Below are 14,765 nucleotides of genomic sequence, written 5' to 3'. Positions count from 1 at the left end.
CCTCCGGGGGCGCGTGGAGGGGGTCGCAAGGCCGTTCGGGGGCGTCCGCGGGCCCTATGCCGTGCGTCACTCCGTCGGTCCGGCCCTCGTGCGGCGGGGTCGCGCGGGTCTATCGTGCGGCGGGTGTGCCGAGAAGGCCGACCTTGAGGTCGAAGGCTCCGGCGCTGAACCGTGACTGCACGCTGACTAGAGACTGGTGGAATCAGTGGATCTGATGGAGTACCAGGCGAAGGAACTCTTCGCCAAGCATGGCGTGGCCACCACCCTCGGAGTGGTCGTCGAGACCGCCGAGGAGGCCAAGGCCGCTGCCGAGCAGCTGGGTGGCGTGACCGTCATCAAGGCTCAGGTCAAGGCCGGCGGCCGCGGCAAGGCCGGTGGCGTCAAGATCGCCAAGACCGCCGACGACGCCTTCGAGCACGCCTCCAACATCCTCGGCATGGAGATCAAGGGCCTCACGGTCAACCGTGTCCTGGTCACCCCGGCCACCCCGCCGGTGGAGGAGTACTACTTCTCCTTCCTCCTCGACCGCGCGAACCGCTCGCACCTGTGCATCGCCTCGGTTGAGGGTGGCGTCGAGATCGAGGAGGTCGCCAAGACCAACCCCGAGGCCGTCCGCCAGATCCCGATCGACGCGCTGGAGGGGGTCACCCCCGAGAAGGCCGCCGCGATCGTCGATGAGGCCAAGTTCCCCGCCGAGCTGCGCGACCAGGCCATCGAGATGGTCCAGGCGCTGTGGAAGGTCTACGTCGAGGAGGACGCGACCCTGGTCGAGGTCAACCCGCTGGCCCGCCTCGAGGGCGACAAGCTGGAGGCCCTCGACGGCAAGGTGTCGCTCGACGACAACGCCTCGGAGTTCCGCCACCCCGACCACGCGCAGTTCGAGATCCGCGAGGAGGCCGACCCGCTCGAGGCGAAGGCCAAGGACCTCGGCCTCAACTACGTCAAGCTCGACGGTGCCGTGGGCATCATCGGCAACGGCGCGGGCCTGGTCATGTCGACCCTCGACGTCGTCGCGTACGCCGGCGAGGCCCACGGCGGCGTGAAGCCGGCCAACTTCCTCGACATCGGCGGCGGCGCCAACGCCACCGTGATGGCCAACGGTCTCGACGTCATCCTCAACGACCCGCAGGTCAAGAGCGTGTTCGTGAACGTCTTCGGCGGCATCACCGCGTGCGACGAGGTCGCCAACGGCATCAAGGGCGCGCTGGAGATCCTCGGCGACAACGCCACCAAGCCGCTGGTGGTCCGTCTCGACGGCAACAACGTCGAGGAGGGCCGCGCGATCCTGAACGAGCTGAACCACCCGCTCGTGACCCAGGTCGACACCATGGACGGCGCGGCCGACAAGGCCGCCGAGCTGGCGAACGCCTGAGATACGGAGACCTGACAACATGACGATCTACCTCAACAAGGACTCCAAGATCATCGTCCAGGGCATCACGGGCGGGATGGGCTCCAAGCACACCAACCTGATGCTCCAGGCGGACTCCAACATCGTGGGCGGTGTCAACGCCCGCAAGGCCGGCACCACCGTCGAGCTCAACGGCAAGGAGCTCCCGGTCTTCGGCACCGTCGAGGAGGCCATGAAGGCCACCGGCGCCGACGTCTCGGTCGCCTTCGTGCCGCCGGCGTTCACCAAGGACGCCTGCATCGAGGCCATCGACGCCGAGATCCCGCTGCTCGTGGTCATCACCGAGGGCGTCCCGGTGCAGGACAGCGCCGAGGTCTTCGCCTACCTGCAGGGCAAGAAGACCCGGATGATCGGCCCCAACTGCCCCGGCATCATCTCGCCGGAGGAGTCCCTGGCCGGCATCACGCCGCACACCATCGCGGGCAAGGGCCCCATTGGCCTGGTCTCCAAGTCGGGCACCCTGACCTACCAGATGATGTACGAGCTGCGTGACTACGGCTTCTCGACCGCCATCGGCATCGGCGGCGACCCGATCATCGGCACCACGCACATCGACGCCCTCGAGGCCTTCGAGAACGACCCGGAGACCAAGGCGATCGTGATGATCGGCGAGATCGGCGGCGACGCCGAGGAGCGCGCCGCGGCGTACATCAAGGAGCACGTGACCAAGCCGGTCGTCGGCTACGTCGCGGGCTTCACCGCCCCGGAGGGCAAGACCATGGGCCACGCCGGCGCCATCGTGTCGGGCTCCTCGGGCACCGCGCAGGCCAAGAAGGAGGCCCTCGAGGCCGTCGGCGTGAAGGTCGGCAAGACGCCGTCCGAGACCGCCTCCCTCATGCGCGAGATCATGAAGGACCTGGCGTGAGCCACTGATCCACACGATCGCTGCGAAGGCCCGTCCCCGGTTCGCCGGGGGCGGGCCTTCGTCGTGTCCGGTGCCGGATGCGCCGCTCAGGAACGGGGGACCGGGAGCAGCTCGAGGCGCTGCAGCGAGCGCTCGGCGAGCGCGATGAAGGTGCCGTCGCCCATCTGCACCGAGGGTGCCGGCACGAAGCCGATCTGCGAGAGCGCGCCGCCGCGTCGTGCGAGGGCCATCAGGTAGCGCACCGAGGTGTTGTCGGAGATCTCGACGGTGACGTGCCAGACCGACAGGTCGACGGTGCCCTTGCTGCGGTTGAGCACGAGGTCGACCTCGGTGCCCGGGAAGCGCTCGGAGCAGGACTGCATCTTGTTGCGCACCTCCGCGACGAACGCGCGGGCCCGCTGCGGCGGGAGCGCCCCGACCGTCTGGGTGAGCCCGAACGACGCCGGGAGACGGGCGCCGGGGATCAGGAACGCGCGGGTGGTGCTGTTCGACCAGCCCTTGCCGCGGAACGACGCCTGGTCGCAACGGGTGGCGGCGAAGTTCTGCCGGGTCTGGCGAGGCGACGTGCCGACCCACGGCTGGCGCACGTTCCCGACCGGCGGCAGGTCGATCACCGAGAGCATCGCCGGGACCTCGCCGACCGGGACCGGGTTCACGGTGCGGATCTGGGGACGGTTCTCCGAGCAGGCTCCGGCCTCCGGCAGGTCGCACAGGTGGTCCACCGCGCGCCCGAGCAGCGCGACGTTGGCACGCACGTCCGGGGCGTCAGTGGTGGTGGCGGTGCTGACCAGCGCGGTGGTGAACCGACCGGTGCGTGCGACCGACGCGGCGAGCGTGACCGGGCCGTTCCAGTCCCGCAGGACCAGCAGCATGGCCTGGTCGCCGACCCCGCGGATCCGGCGGGTCGAGATCAGCTGGGTGCGCCCCTCCGTGCAGCTGGCGAACCAGTCGAGGGTCGTGCGGTACGCACGCTCGGCGGCCTGGTCGCGGTCGGAGCCCTCGACGGTCTGGATCGCGCTGCGACGCGGGTTGCCGGGCTTGACGGTGGCCCGGAAGTTCTTGACCAGGTAGCTGGAGCTGCGCGGGTCGGCGTAGCGCTGGCGCTGGCACGGCAGCGCCGAGCCGTCCCCGTCGGTGTTGGTGTTCGGGGTGGCCCCGCTCCAGCCCCGGGCGCGCAGGAGCTCATCGAAGTCGCCGGTGGTGAGCAGGTCGCTCGCCTCGAGGCGCGGGGCGGGCGGCTCCTCGGACTGGGCGGGCTGCCCGGTGCTGACCTCGCTGCGGTCCAGCGTGGGGCGTACGCCGTCGGCGTCGCTGACCACCACCCCGCCGACCACCAGCGCGGCGACGGTGCCCAGCACCCCGGCGGTGGTGTGCAGGCGACGGCGGGTCAGGCCGCTGCGTCGCACGATCGTGCTGCGCGGGAACCGCACGTCGGCGACCACCCGGGCGAGCGGCTCCATCAGGCGTGCGACCTCGGCGGGCGCGACGCCGCGTGCCTTCGCCAGCCGGGCGGTGGCGCTCGCCAGCAGGGTGTCCGCCACCGGCCGGATCACCCCGATCTCGCGCGCGAACTCATCGGGGGTGCCGTCGGCGAGCAGCGTCAGCAGCAGGATCCGCCGCTCGTCGATGCTCAGCGTCGCCAGCGCCTCGAGGGTCGCACGGACCTCGGGGTCGTCGCTCTTGTCCTTGTGCCAGGGCCGCGCGGCGTGCCGGCGCAGGGCGTGCGCCCAGGCGTGCGGCCGGGTCCAGGCCTCCGGGTCCCCGCGCCCGGCCTTGCCCCAGTGGTGCCAGGCGATCACGAACGCGTCGCGGACCGCGGCGCGCGCGGCCGGCAGGTCGCCGGTCAGCGCGTAGGTCTGCACCAGCAGGCGCTGGCGTGCGTCCCGGTAGAACGCGTCGAACTCGTCGGGGCTCCTCATGGCGGCATCCAACCTACGCGACCGGGGCCCATGTGACTCGCGACGAGGCCCGGCGTGGGAGCCGCCGGGGCCCGGCGCCGCGGGTGATGATGGTCGGGTCATGACCTCCCTGCTCACCGCACCAGCCCGAGCGCGGACGGACCTGCGCGATCGTCGTCCGCTCGCGCTGGTCACCCTTCTCGCCGGCGCCTGCGCGGCGCTGATCCCGATGCTGGGCTGCATGGCCCTCGCGGTCGTCGGCTGGTTCCTCAGCGATGCCGGCGCCCACGGCGAGCCCCGCGACGCGCTGCGCGTCGGGGCCCTGGGCTGGCTGCTCGGGCACCGCTCGGGCATGCAGGTCGACCAGGTCGCGGTCACCGTGGTGCCGCTGCTGGTGACGCTCGGGTGCGCGTGGACCGTGTGGCGCGTGGGCCTGCGGGCCGGTGCCGCGATCTCCGGGCACGGCCCCGACGCCGATGGCATCGCCGACGGCGTGCGGGACTGGACGGTGCCGGTCGCGACGATGATCTTCACCGCGACGTACGTCGTGCTCGCGGCGGTCACCAGCTCGGTGGCCGGCACCGGCGCCACCGCGCCCGACACCGGCCGGGTCGTGGCCTGGTCGCTGCTGCTGTGCGTGGCGGTCGGCGGGGCGGGGATCGCGACCGGGTCCGGACGTGCCGCGATCTGGGCGACCGCGGTGCCGCTGGCCCTGCGTGGCTCGACGGCCGTCTGCGCCGCAGTGCTGCGGACCTGGCTCGGCGTGTGCGCCGCGGTGCTCGTGCTGGCGGTCCTCCTCGACCTGGGCACCGCCGAGAACATCATGTCCCAGCTCGACCTGGACGCCGGCGACGGCACGGCGTACCTCCTGGCCTCGGCGACGGTGCTGCCCAACGCGCTGGTCTTCGCCGGCTCCTACCTGCTCGGCCCCGGCTTCACGGTCGGCGTCGGCACGCTCGTCGCGCCGTCCGGGGTCTCGATCGGGGCGCTGCCGCTGTTCCCGCTGCTGGCCGCGCTGCCCGACAACGGCCCCGCGCCCGGCTGGGTCTCGATGGCGATGGTGGTGCCGCCGCTGGCCGCCGTCGTGGCGACCCTGCGCACCCACCGGCACCGGCCCACCGCGCGCTGGGACGAGGGGATCGTCCGCGGTCTGGTGGGCGGGGTGCTGGCCGGCCTGGTCTTCGGTGTGCTGGCCGCGCTCGCCGGCGGTGCCGTCGGCCCGGGGCGGATGGCCGACGTCGCGCCGTTCGCCGGGGACGTGCTCGTCCACGCCGTGACCGCCTTCGGGTTCGGCGGTCTCGTGGGCGGGGTCCTGGCCACCTGGCTGACGCGCCGCTCGCGGCGCCGCTGAGGCTCACTAGGATCCGCGGGTGACCGTCTCGCACCCCGCCCGCCTCGTCGTCCTCGTCTCGGGCTCCGGCACCAACCTCCAGGCGTTGCTGGACGCGTGCGCCGATCCGGCGTACGGCGCCCGGGTGGTCGCCGTCGGCGCCGACCGCGACGGCATCGAGGGCCTGGCCCGCGCCGAGCGCGCGGGCGTGCCGACGTTCGTCAACCGGGTCGCCGACTACGGCACCCGCGAGGGCTGGGACCGCGCGCTCGCCGACCGGGTCGCGGCCTTCGAGCCCGACCTGGTGGTGCTCGCGGGGTTCATGAAGCTGGTGGGGGAGGACTTCCTGGCCCGCTTCGGGGGGCGCACGGTCAACACCCACCCGGCGCTGTCGCCGTCGTTCCCCGGCATGCACGGCCCCGCCGACGCGCTGGCGTACGGCGTGAAGGTCACCGGCGCGACGCTGTTCGTGGTCGACGCCGGCGTCGACACGGGCGCGATCGTGGCCCAGACGGTGGTGCCGGTCGAGGACGACGACGACGTCGAGGCCCTGCACGAGCGGATCAAGGTCGCCGAGCGCGGGATGCTCGTGGAGACCGTGGGCCGGATGGCGCGCGAGGGGTTCGGTGTCGAGGGGCGCCGGGTCCGCCTCGGTGGCGCCCGGCCCTGAGGTCCTGCGGTCCCAGGGGGCGAGCGGGCGCGGGGCCGGTGGCGGCGTGGCCTCGATATGCTGAGGCCACACGACTGGCGCAGGTGGGACCACCACCAGGGAGTGACCCCCTCGGGGGCAGCACGGAGCATCGACCGCCTGGGTGCTCCCGACGTCCGCACGCACCCGAAGCAGGAGTGAACCCCGTGTCTGAGAACCGTGTCCCGATCAGGCGAGCCCTGGTCTCCGTCTATGACAAGTCCGGCCTCGAGGAGCTCGTCCGCGGGCTGCACGACGCGGGCGTCGCCCTCGTCTCCACCGGTGGTTCCGCGGCCCTGATCGAGGGCCTGGGCCTGCCGGTCACCAAGGTCGAGGAGCTCACCGGGTTCCCCGAGTGCCTCGACGGGCGGGTCAAGACGCTGCACCCCCGCGTGCACGCGGGCATTCTCGCCGACCGCCGCCTGGACTCCCACGTGGCCCAGCTGGCCGAGCTCGACGTGGAGCCGTTCGACCTGGTCGTGTGCAACCTCTACCCGTTCTCCCAGACCGTCGCCTCCGGCGCTGCGCCGGATGAGTGCGTGGAGCAGATCGACATCGGCGGGCCCTCGATGGTGCGCGCCGCCGCCAAGAACCACCCCTCGGTCGCGATCGCCACCTCCCCGGCGATGTACGCCGAGGTGCTGCGCGCGGCCCAGGAGGGCGGCTTCACGCTGGCCGAGCGGCAGCGCCTCGCCGCCGCGGCGTTCGCCCACACCGCGGCGTACGACGTGCAGGTGGCGAACTGGTTCGCCCACACCCTCGGCGCCGACGAGGAGACCCCGTGGCCGGCGTTCCACGGCCAGGCCTTCGAGCGCAAGGCCGTGCTGCGCTACGGCGAGAACTCCCACCAGCCGGCCGCGCTCTACACCGAGATCGGTGCCGAGCCGGGCCTCGCGCACGCCGAGCAGCTGCACGGCAAGGAGATGTCCTACAACAACTACGTCGACGCGAGCGCGGCGCACCGGGCGGCGTACGACTTCGACGAGCCGGCGGTCGCGATCATCAAGCACGCCAACCCCTGCGGCATCGCGGTCGGCGGCGACGTGGCCGACGCGCACCGCAAGGCCCACGCCTGCGACCCGACCTCGGCGTTCGGCGGCGTGATCGCCACCAACCGCCCGGTCAGCGTCGCGATGGCCGACCAGGTCGCGGAGGTGTTCACCGAGGTCGTCGTCGCCCCGTCGTACGACGAGGGTGCGGTCGAGGTGCTCGCCGCGAAGAAGAACATCCGGCTGCTCGTCTCCCCGCCGCCGGGCAGCGACCCCACCGAGGTGCGCCAGATCCCGGGCGGCTCGCTGGCCCAGGTCACCGACCGCTTCCAGGGCCCGGGCGACGACCCGGCGAGCTGGACGCTCGCGACCGGCGAGGCCGCCTCGCCCGAGGTGCTCGCCGACCTCGCCTTCGCCTGGCGCGCCTGCCGCTCGGTGAAGTCCAACGCGATCCTGCTCGCCAAGGACGGCGCCTCCGTCGGCGTCGGCATGGGTCAGGTCAACCGGGTCGACTCCTGCAAGCTCGCCGTGGAGCGGGCGGGGGAGCGGGCCGCCGGCTCGGTCGCCGCCTCCGATGCGTTCTTCCCCTTCGAGGACGGCCCGCAGATCCTCATCGACGCCGGCATCACCGCGATCGTGCAGCCCGGCGGCTCGATCCGCGACGAGCTGACCATCGAGGCGGCGAAGGCCGCGGGCGTCACGATGTACTTCACCGGCACCCGCCACTTCTTCCACTAACGAGGAGCCGTCATGACTGCACAGAAGCTCGACGGCACCGCCACGGCTGCCGCGATCAAGGACGAGCTGCGGGGCCGGGTCTCGGCGCTGCGCGAGCGCGGCGTCGTGCCCGGGCTGGGCACGATCCTGGTCGGCAACGACCCGGGCTCGACGTGGTACGTCGCCGGCAAGCACAAGGACTGCGCGGAGGTCGGCATCGAGTCGATCCGCATCGACCTGCCCGAGACCGCGACCCAGGAGGAGATCGAGGAGGCCGTCCGCAGCCTCAACGACGACCCGGCCTGCACCGGCTACATCGTGCAGCTGCCGCTGCCGAAGGGCCGCGACGAGAACAGGGTCCTCGGCCTGATCGACCCGGCCAAGGACGCCGACGGCCTGCACCCGACCAACCTCGGCTGGCTGGTGCTCGGCACGGAGGCGCCGCTGCCGTGCACGCCGTACGGCATCGTGGAGCTGCTGCGTCGCCACGACGTGGAGATCAACGGCGCCGAGGTCGCGGTGGTCGGCCGCGGGGTGACCGTCGGTCGCCCGCTCGGGCTGCTGCTCACCCGGCGCTCGGAGAACGCCACGGTCACGCTGTGCCACACCGGCACCCGCGACCTGGCCGCGCACGTGCGCCAGGCCGACATCGTGGTCGCGGCGGCCGGCGTACCGGGGATCATCACCGGTGACATGGTCAAGCCCGGCGCGGCGCTGCTCGACGTGGGCGTCTCCCGGGTCGACGGCAAGATCGCCGGCGACCTCGCCGCCGACGTCTGGGACGTCGCCGGGTGGGTCTCGCCGAACCCCGGCGGCGTGGGACCGATGACGCGCGCGATGCTGCTCGCGAACGTCGTCGCCGCGGCCGAGAAGGCGCTGGGCTGATCACGATGACCGCGCAGGAGGCACCCGAGGGAGGACCCGACCCGGTCGTCCCGTCCGAGGCCGAGGTGGCCGCGGAGCTCGAGGCGGACCGGCCCCCGGCCCCGCCCGAGCGCCGCTACCCCTCGACCATCGGGGGTGCCTTCTACATCGGCATCATGGTGGCGGCCGCGATCGGGATGACGATCGTCGTCCTCGGCAGCTGGCGCACCGGCGTCCGCTGGATCGCCGGCGCGCTGGTGCTCGCCGCCCTGCTGCGCCTGGTGCTCCCGCGCCGCGACGCCGGCATGCTCGCCGCCCGCCACCGCCTCTTCGACGTACTGTTCCTCGGCTCCCTGGGCGGCATGCTCCTCTTCCTCGTGCAGACCATCCCCGACCAGCCCCTCTGACCGTTCCCCGAGTCGGCTCTAATGGCGCGCCGAGTCGGCTCTAGTGGCGCGCCGAGTCGGCGCCAATGGTGAAGCTGTCCCCAGGCTTCGGTGGAGAACTCCGCCATTGGTGCCGACTCGCGCAACCATTGGCGCCGACTCGGCGGAGGGTCAGATGAGGCCGAGGGCGGTGACGGCGTCGCGCTCCTCGACCAGCTCCGTGACGGAGGCGTCGATGCGGGAGCGGGAGAAGTCGTCGATGTCGAGACCCTGGACGATCTCCCACTTCCCGTCACGGGTGGTGACCGGGAAGGAGCAGATCAGGCCCTCCGGGACGCCGTAGGAGCCGTCGGAGGCGACCGCCATCGAGACCCAGTCGTCGGCGGGGGTGCTGCCGAGCCAGTCGCGCGCGGCGTCGATGGTGGCCGAGGCCGCGGAGGCGGCCGAGGAGGAGCCGCGCGCCTCGATGATCGCCGCGCCGCGCTTGGCGACGGTGGGGATGAACGTCTCGGCGATCCAGCCCTGGTCGCCGACGACCTCGGCGGCGTTGCGGCCGGAGACCTCGGCGTGGAAGAGGTCGGGGTACTGCGTCGCGGAGTGGTTGCCCCAGATCGACATCTTCGTGATGTCGGTGACCGACGCGCCGGTCTTGGCGGCCAGCTGGGAGATCGCGCGGTTGTGGTCCAGACGGGTCAGCGCCGAGAACCGCGCGGCGGGGATGTCCGGGGCGTTGCTCATCGCGATCAGCGCGTTGGTGTTGGCCGGGTTGCCGGTGACCCCGATGCGTACGTCGTCGGCCGCGACCTTGTTGAGCGCCCGGCCCTGCGCGGTGAAGATCGCGCCGTTGGCCTCGAGCAGGTCGCCGCGCTCCATGCCCTTCGCCCGCGGGCGGGCGCCGACGAGCAGGGCCAGGTTGACCCCGTCGAAGAGCTTCTCCGCGTCGTCGCCGATCTCGACGCCGGCCAGCGTCGGGAAGGCGCAGTCGTCGAGCTCCATCAGCACGCCCTCGAGTGCCTGGAGCGCCGGGGTGATCTCCAGCAGTCGAAGCTCCACCGGCCGATCACCGAGTGCGCCGCTGGCGAGGCGGAACAGCAGGCTGTAGCCGATCTGGCCGGCTGCGCCGGTGACAGCCACCTTGAGAGGGGTAGGGCTCACGTTCGACTCCTTCGTCGGAAAGTCACCGCTGAGCGCGGTCGCGCGACCGACGCTAGCAGCGAGCGGGCGCCGCCGGGAGGAGTCGAGGAGGGCGGATCGGCGATGATGGCGCCATGTCCTCCAGCCGGCCTGCCCGCCGCCCCTCCCGTCGTACGCCGCGTGGCCCGGCGGCCGCGACACTGGCCGCCGTCGCCGCGCTCGCCCTCCTCGGCGGCTGCGCGAACTCGCCGGGCGAGGTGCCCCCGACCGGCGTCGACGAGCTGACCGTGCCGACGCCGTCACCCGACCCGGGCGACTTCGTGGACACCGTGGACAACGCCTGGTTCCCTCTCGAGCGCGGCACCGTGCAGCGCTGGCGGGTGCTCGGCGGCCCCGGCGGTGGCGTGCGGGTCGTCGTGGCCGAGCAGCCGCGGGTCGTCGCGGGGGTGCCGGCGACGGTCGTCCGCAGCCGCGGGACCGACGACCCCGAGGCCGGCCGCGACGGCTGGAGCACGGCGCTGCACAGCGACTTCTTCGCCCAGGACCGCGAGGGCAACGTGTGGTGGCTGGGTCGGGCGGGGGAGTGGGAGGCCGGCGTCGACGGCGCGCAGGCCGGGCTCGCGGTGCCCGCGGACCCCCGCGTGGGCGACGGCTACCGGATGGCGCTGCTCGAGGGCGTCGTCGAGGACCGTGCCGAGGTCACCGCCGTCGACGACGACGTCGTGCGGCTGGAGGTGTTCGGCGACGACGCCACGCGCGAGGTCGTCTTGGAGCGCGGGGTCGGGCCGACCCGGATCGAGAAGGGGTACGACGAGGTGCTCGAGCGGCTCACTGACCCGGCCTGATGTGGCTCCCGCCGTCCTCGGGCCACTCCTCCGCGGGGTCGCGCTCCGCGCCGGTGGCGCCCGGCCCGGCGACGTTCGGCCCGGTGACGTTCGGCCCGGTGACGTTCGGCCCGGCGACGCCGGGCTGACCGGCTGAGCCCATGGAGCCAGCGGCCCCCTGGCCCGGCTGAGCGGTGGGCTGCTGGGCAGGGATCCACTGCTGGGCGTGGGGGTCCCACTGCCAGCCGTCCTGGATGATCGGCTCCGAGCTGTACTGCTGGCCGGCCTGACCAGCCTGGGCACCCTGGCCGCCGGCGGAGGTACCGACTGCGCCGGCCTGTCCCGGCTGGGCGCCCTCGCCGGTCGCGCCCTGCTCGGGCTGGTTCCACTGCTGCTGGTAGGAGTCCGAGCCGCCGTAGCCCGCGGCGCGCGCCTGGGCGAAGGAGAGGCCGGAGCCAGGGACCGGGTCGGTGTCTCGACCGAAGGCGAGCGGGTAGAGGAGTCCGGCGATCACGGCACCGAGCAGCGGGGCGAGGATGAACAGCCACAGCTGGAGGATCGCGTCGCCGCCGGCGAACAGGGCCGGGCCGATCGAGCGGGCCGGGTTGACCGAGGTGCCGGTGGCGGGGATCGCGACGAGGTGGATGCCGACGAGCGCGATGCCGATCGTCAGCGGCGCCAGCGCCGGGTGCTCGAAGCGGGCGTCGGTCACCGCGAGGATCACCATCACGAAGATCGCGGTCAGCAGCATCTCGAGGAGCAGGGCCGCCCAGACCGCGTAGCCGGAGGTGTCGTCGCCGAAGAAGTTCTGGCCCATGTTGCCGGTGGCGTCGTAGCCCTCGAAGCCGTGCATCAGCACGAAGAGCGCCAGGCCGGCCAGGATGGCGCCGACCAGCTGCCCGCCGATGTAGAGCGGCAGCTGCGCCCAGGCGACCCGGCCGCTGAGTGCGGCGCCGAGGCTGACCGCCGGGTTGTAGTGGGCTCCGGAGATCCGGCCGAAGGCGTAGATCCCGACGAGCAGCGCGAGGCCGAACGCGAGCGCGGTGCCCACGTAGTCGCCGCCGCTCATCACGGCCGCGCCGCAGCCGAAGAAGACGAGGATGAACGTGCCGATCGTCTCGGCGATCAGCTTCTGCACGCTGCTGGGCTCGGCGTTCGCGAGGTCTGCGTCAGGCTGCGGGGCGGGGGTGGCACTCGTGTCGGTCATGGTGCTCCTCGAGACGGCCCCCGGCACGGCCGTGGGCGTGTCCCAGCACTCTAGTCCCGCGGGGGCCGCGTTGCCGAGGCTGTGGCCGGGTGCGAAAGTGATGGGGTCGGAGCCGTCAGGTATCTTGACGTCAAGAAACATCATCTCCCAGTGCTCAGGAGCAGCCGTTCATGGCCAAGATCATCTACACGCACACGGACGAGGCGCCGCTGCTCGCGACGTACTCCCTCCTGCCGATCATCCAGGCGTACGCCGGCAAGGCCGGCGTGGAGGTCGAGACCCGCGACATCTCGGTGGCCGCACGCATCCTGGCCCAGTTCGGGCTGGCCGACGACGCCCTCGCCGAGCTCGGCGCGCTGGCGACGACGCCCGAGGCCAACATCATCAAGCTTCCCAACATCTCCGCCTCCATCCCGCAGCTCAAGGCCGCGATCAAGGAGCTGCAGGAGCAGGGCTTCGACATCCCGGACTACCCGGAGAGCGCCACGTCCGAGCAGGACAAGGAGATCCGCGCCAAGTACGACAAGGTCAAGGGCTCCGCGGTCAACCCGGTCCTGCGCGAGGGCAACTCCGACCGCCGCGCGCCCGCCTCGGTGAAGAACTACGCCAAGGCGCACCCGCACCGCATGGGCGCCTGGAGCGCGGACTCCAAGACCAACGTCGCCACCATGGGCGAGCGTGACTTCTTCTCCAACGAGAAGTCCGTCGTGATCCCCGCCGACGACAGCCTCACCATCAAGCTCATCGGCTCCGACGGCACCGAGACCGTCCTCAAGGACGGCGTGAAGGTGCTGGCCGACGAGGTCATCGACGCCACCTACATGGACGTCGCCGCGCTGCGCAGCTTCCTTGCCGACCAGGTCGCCCGGGCCAAGGAGGAGGGCATCCTCTTCTCCGCCCACCTCAAGGCGACGATGATGAAGGTCTCCGACCCGATCATCTTCGGCCACGTGGTCGAGACGTTCCTTCCCGGCGTCTTCGAGCAGTACGGCGAGCAGCTCAAGGCCGCGGGCATCTCCGCCAACGACGGCCTCGGTGCCGTGCTGGCCGCCGTGGACAAGCTCCCCGACGGTGAGGCCATCAAGGCGGCCGTGACCCAGGGCCTGGCCGAGGGCCCGGCGCTGGCGATGGTGGACTCCGACAAGGGCATCACCAACCTGCACGTTCCCAGCGACATCATCATCGACGCCTCGATGCCGGCGATGATCCGCACCTCCGGCCACATGTGGGGCCCCGACGGCGAGGAGGCCGACACCCTCGCGGTGATCCCGGACTCCTCCTACGCCGGCGTCTACCAGGCCGTCATCGACGACTGCCGCGCCCACGGCGCGCTCGACCCCGCCACCATGGGCTCGGTCTCGAACGTCGGCCTGATGGCCAAGGCGGCCGAGGAGTACGGCTCGCACGACAAGACCTTCGAGGTGCCCGTCGACGGCACCGTGCAGGTCGTGAACAGCGCCGGTGAGGTGCTGCTCAGCCACGACGTGAAGGCCGGCGACATCTGGCGCGCCTGCCAGACCAAGGACGCCCCGATCCGCGACTGGGTCAAGCTGGCCGTCACCCGCGCCCGCGCCACCGGCGACCCGGCGATCTTCTGGCTCGACGAGAACCGCGCCCACGACGCCAACCTGATCAAGAAGATCAACGAGTACCTCCCCGAGCACGAAACCGAGGGCCTCACGATCGAGATCATGGCGCCGGCCGCCGCGTGCACCTACTCCCTGGAGCGCATCCGCCGGGGCCTGGACACGATCTCGGTCACCGGCAACGTGCTGCGCGACTACAACACCGACCTGTTCCCGATCCTCGAGCTCGGCACGTCGGCGAAGATGCTCTCGGTCGTCCCGCTGATGAACGGCGGCGGCCTGTTCGAGACCGGCGCCGGCGGCTCCGCGCCCAAGCACGTGCAGCAGCTGGTCAAGGAGAACTACCTGCGCTGGGACAGCCTGGGTGAGTTCTTCGCCCTGGTGCCCTCCCTCGAGCTGTACGCCGAGCAGTCGGGTCGTCCCGGCGCGAAGGTGCTCGCGGCCGCGCTCGACCGCGCGACCGAGACGTTCCTCAACGAGGACAAGTCCCCGACGCGTCGCGTCGGCGGCATCGACAACCGCGGCTCGCACTTCTACCTGGCGATGTACTGGGCCGAGGAGGTCGCGAACCAGACCGAGGACGCCGAGCTGGCGGCCGCGTTCAAGCCGCTCGCCGAGAAGCTGCGCGCCGAGGAGGAGACCATCGTCTCCGAGCTCAACGCGGTGCAGGGCAAGCCGGCCGACATCGGCGGCTACTACCGCCCCGATGACGCCAAGGCCGAGGCGGTCATGCGCCCGAGCACGACCCTGAACGAGGCGCTCGCCTCCTTCTGATCCACCTGATCCACCCGACAGGGGAGGTCCTCCGGCGCCAGGTGCCGGGGACCTCCCCTTCGTCGTCCCCGGGGAGGAGATAAATCGGGCGA

At 72.2% G+C, this 14,765-nt stretch carries 12 protein-coding genes; 9 read left to right on the top strand and 3 right to left on the bottom strand.

Features of this window, described 5'->3' with window-relative positions:
* Positions 1 to 205: 205 nt before the first annotated feature.
* Together sucC and sucD are read left to right on the top strand one after the other, a co-directional pair.
* A complete protein-coding gene (sucC, locus tag GFH29_RS16555; protein WP_153325857.1) occupies positions 206 to 1,372 on the top strand; it encodes an ADP-forming succinate--CoA ligase subunit beta in 1,167 nt (388 codons plus the stop codon).
* A gap of 19 nt (positions 1,373 to 1,391) precedes the next feature.
* Positions 1,392 to 2,276, top strand: coding sequence for a succinate--CoA ligase subunit alpha (gene sucD / locus GFH29_RS16550; protein ID WP_153324879.1), 885 nt, complete (start codon positions 1,392 to 1,394; stop codon positions 2,274 to 2,276).
* A gap of 86 nt (positions 2,277 to 2,362) precedes the next feature.
* On the opposite strand, the gene GFH29_RS16545 is transcribed toward sucD, so the two are convergent.
* Complete coding sequence (locus GFH29_RS16545; protein ID WP_153324878.1) at positions 2,363 to 4,195, bottom strand: hypothetical protein; 1,833 nt, start codon at positions 4,193 to 4,195, stop codon at positions 2,363 to 2,365.
* Between the two features lie 100 nt (positions 4,196 to 4,295).
* On the opposite strand from GFH29_RS16545, the gene GFH29_RS16540 reads away from it, so the two are divergent.
* From GFH29_RS16540 to GFH29_RS20745, 5 genes are all read left to right on the top strand, one after another.
* Positions 4,296 to 5,525, top strand: coding sequence for a DUF6350 family protein (locus GFH29_RS16540; protein WP_153324877.1), 1,230 nt, complete (start codon positions 4,296 to 4,298; stop codon positions 5,523 to 5,525).
* A gap of 19 nt (positions 5,526 to 5,544) precedes the next feature.
* Positions 5,545 to 6,174, top strand: coding sequence for a phosphoribosylglycinamide formyltransferase (gene purN, locus GFH29_RS16535; RefSeq protein ID WP_153324876.1), 630 nt, complete (start codon positions 5,545 to 5,547; stop codon positions 6,172 to 6,174).
* A 185-nt stretch (positions 6,175 to 6,359) separates the two neighbouring features.
* Positions 6,360 to 7,919, top strand: coding sequence for a bifunctional phosphoribosylaminoimidazolecarboxamide formyltransferase/IMP cyclohydrolase (gene purH / locus GFH29_RS16530; RefSeq protein WP_153324875.1), 1,560 nt, complete (start codon positions 6,360 to 6,362; stop codon positions 7,917 to 7,919).
* Between the two features lie 12 nt (positions 7,920 to 7,931).
* The gene (locus GFH29_RS16525; RefSeq protein WP_153324874.1) at positions 7,932 to 8,783 is read left to right on the top strand and encodes a bifunctional methylenetetrahydrofolate dehydrogenase/methenyltetrahydrofolate cyclohydrolase; all 852 of its coding nucleotides are present in this window, start codon (positions 7,932 to 7,934) and stop codon (positions 8,781 to 8,783) included.
* A gap of 5 nt (positions 8,784 to 8,788) precedes the next feature.
* Positions 8,789 to 9,169 (top strand): DUF3017 domain-containing protein, encoded by a 381-nt coding sequence (locus GFH29_RS20745; protein ID WP_228387561.1) that lies wholly within the window; start codon positions 8,789 to 8,791, stop codon positions 9,167 to 9,169.
* Between the two features lie 150 nt (positions 9,170 to 9,319).
* Here GFH29_RS20745 and GFH29_RS16515 read toward each other — a convergent pair whose 3' ends face one another.
* Positions 9,320 to 10,303 (bottom strand): malate dehydrogenase, encoded by a 984-nt coding sequence (locus tag GFH29_RS16515; RefSeq protein WP_153324873.1) that lies wholly within the window; start codon positions 10,301 to 10,303, stop codon positions 9,320 to 9,322.
* 113 nt (positions 10,304 to 10,416) lie between these two features.
* Between GFH29_RS16515 and GFH29_RS16510 the strand changes: the two genes are divergently transcribed.
* The gene (locus GFH29_RS16510; RefSeq protein ID WP_153324872.1) at positions 10,417 to 11,127 is read left to right on the top strand and encodes a hypothetical protein; all 711 of its coding nucleotides are present in this window, start codon (positions 10,417 to 10,419) and stop codon (positions 11,125 to 11,127) included.
* Here the strand turns inward: GFH29_RS16510 and GFH29_RS16505 are convergent.
* Positions 11,111 to 12,313, bottom strand: a complete 1,203-nt coding sequence (locus GFH29_RS16505; RefSeq protein ID WP_153324871.1) for an MIP/aquaporin family protein — start codon at positions 12,311 to 12,313, stop codon at positions 11,111 to 11,113. The two genes, GFH29_RS16510 and GFH29_RS16505, sit on opposite strands and share 17 nt — an antisense overlap.
* A gap of 170 nt (positions 12,314 to 12,483) precedes the next feature.
* Between GFH29_RS16505 and GFH29_RS16500 the strand changes: the two genes are divergently transcribed.
* Positions 12,484 to 14,673: an NADP-dependent isocitrate dehydrogenase gene (locus tag GFH29_RS16500; protein WP_153324870.1), complete on the top strand. Its 2,190-nt coding sequence runs from the start codon at positions 12,484 to 12,486 to the stop codon at positions 14,671 to 14,673.
* Positions 14,674 to 14,765 lie beyond the last annotated feature (92 nt).

Origin of the sequence: Nocardioides sp. dk884 (assembly GCF_009557055.1) — a bacterium.
Taxonomy (GTDB): Bacteria; Actinomycetota; Actinomycetes; order Propionibacteriales; family Nocardioidaceae; genus Nocardioides.
Note: the sequence above shows the minus strand (reverse complement) of the source record. Positions and strands in the feature narration are given on the sequence as shown.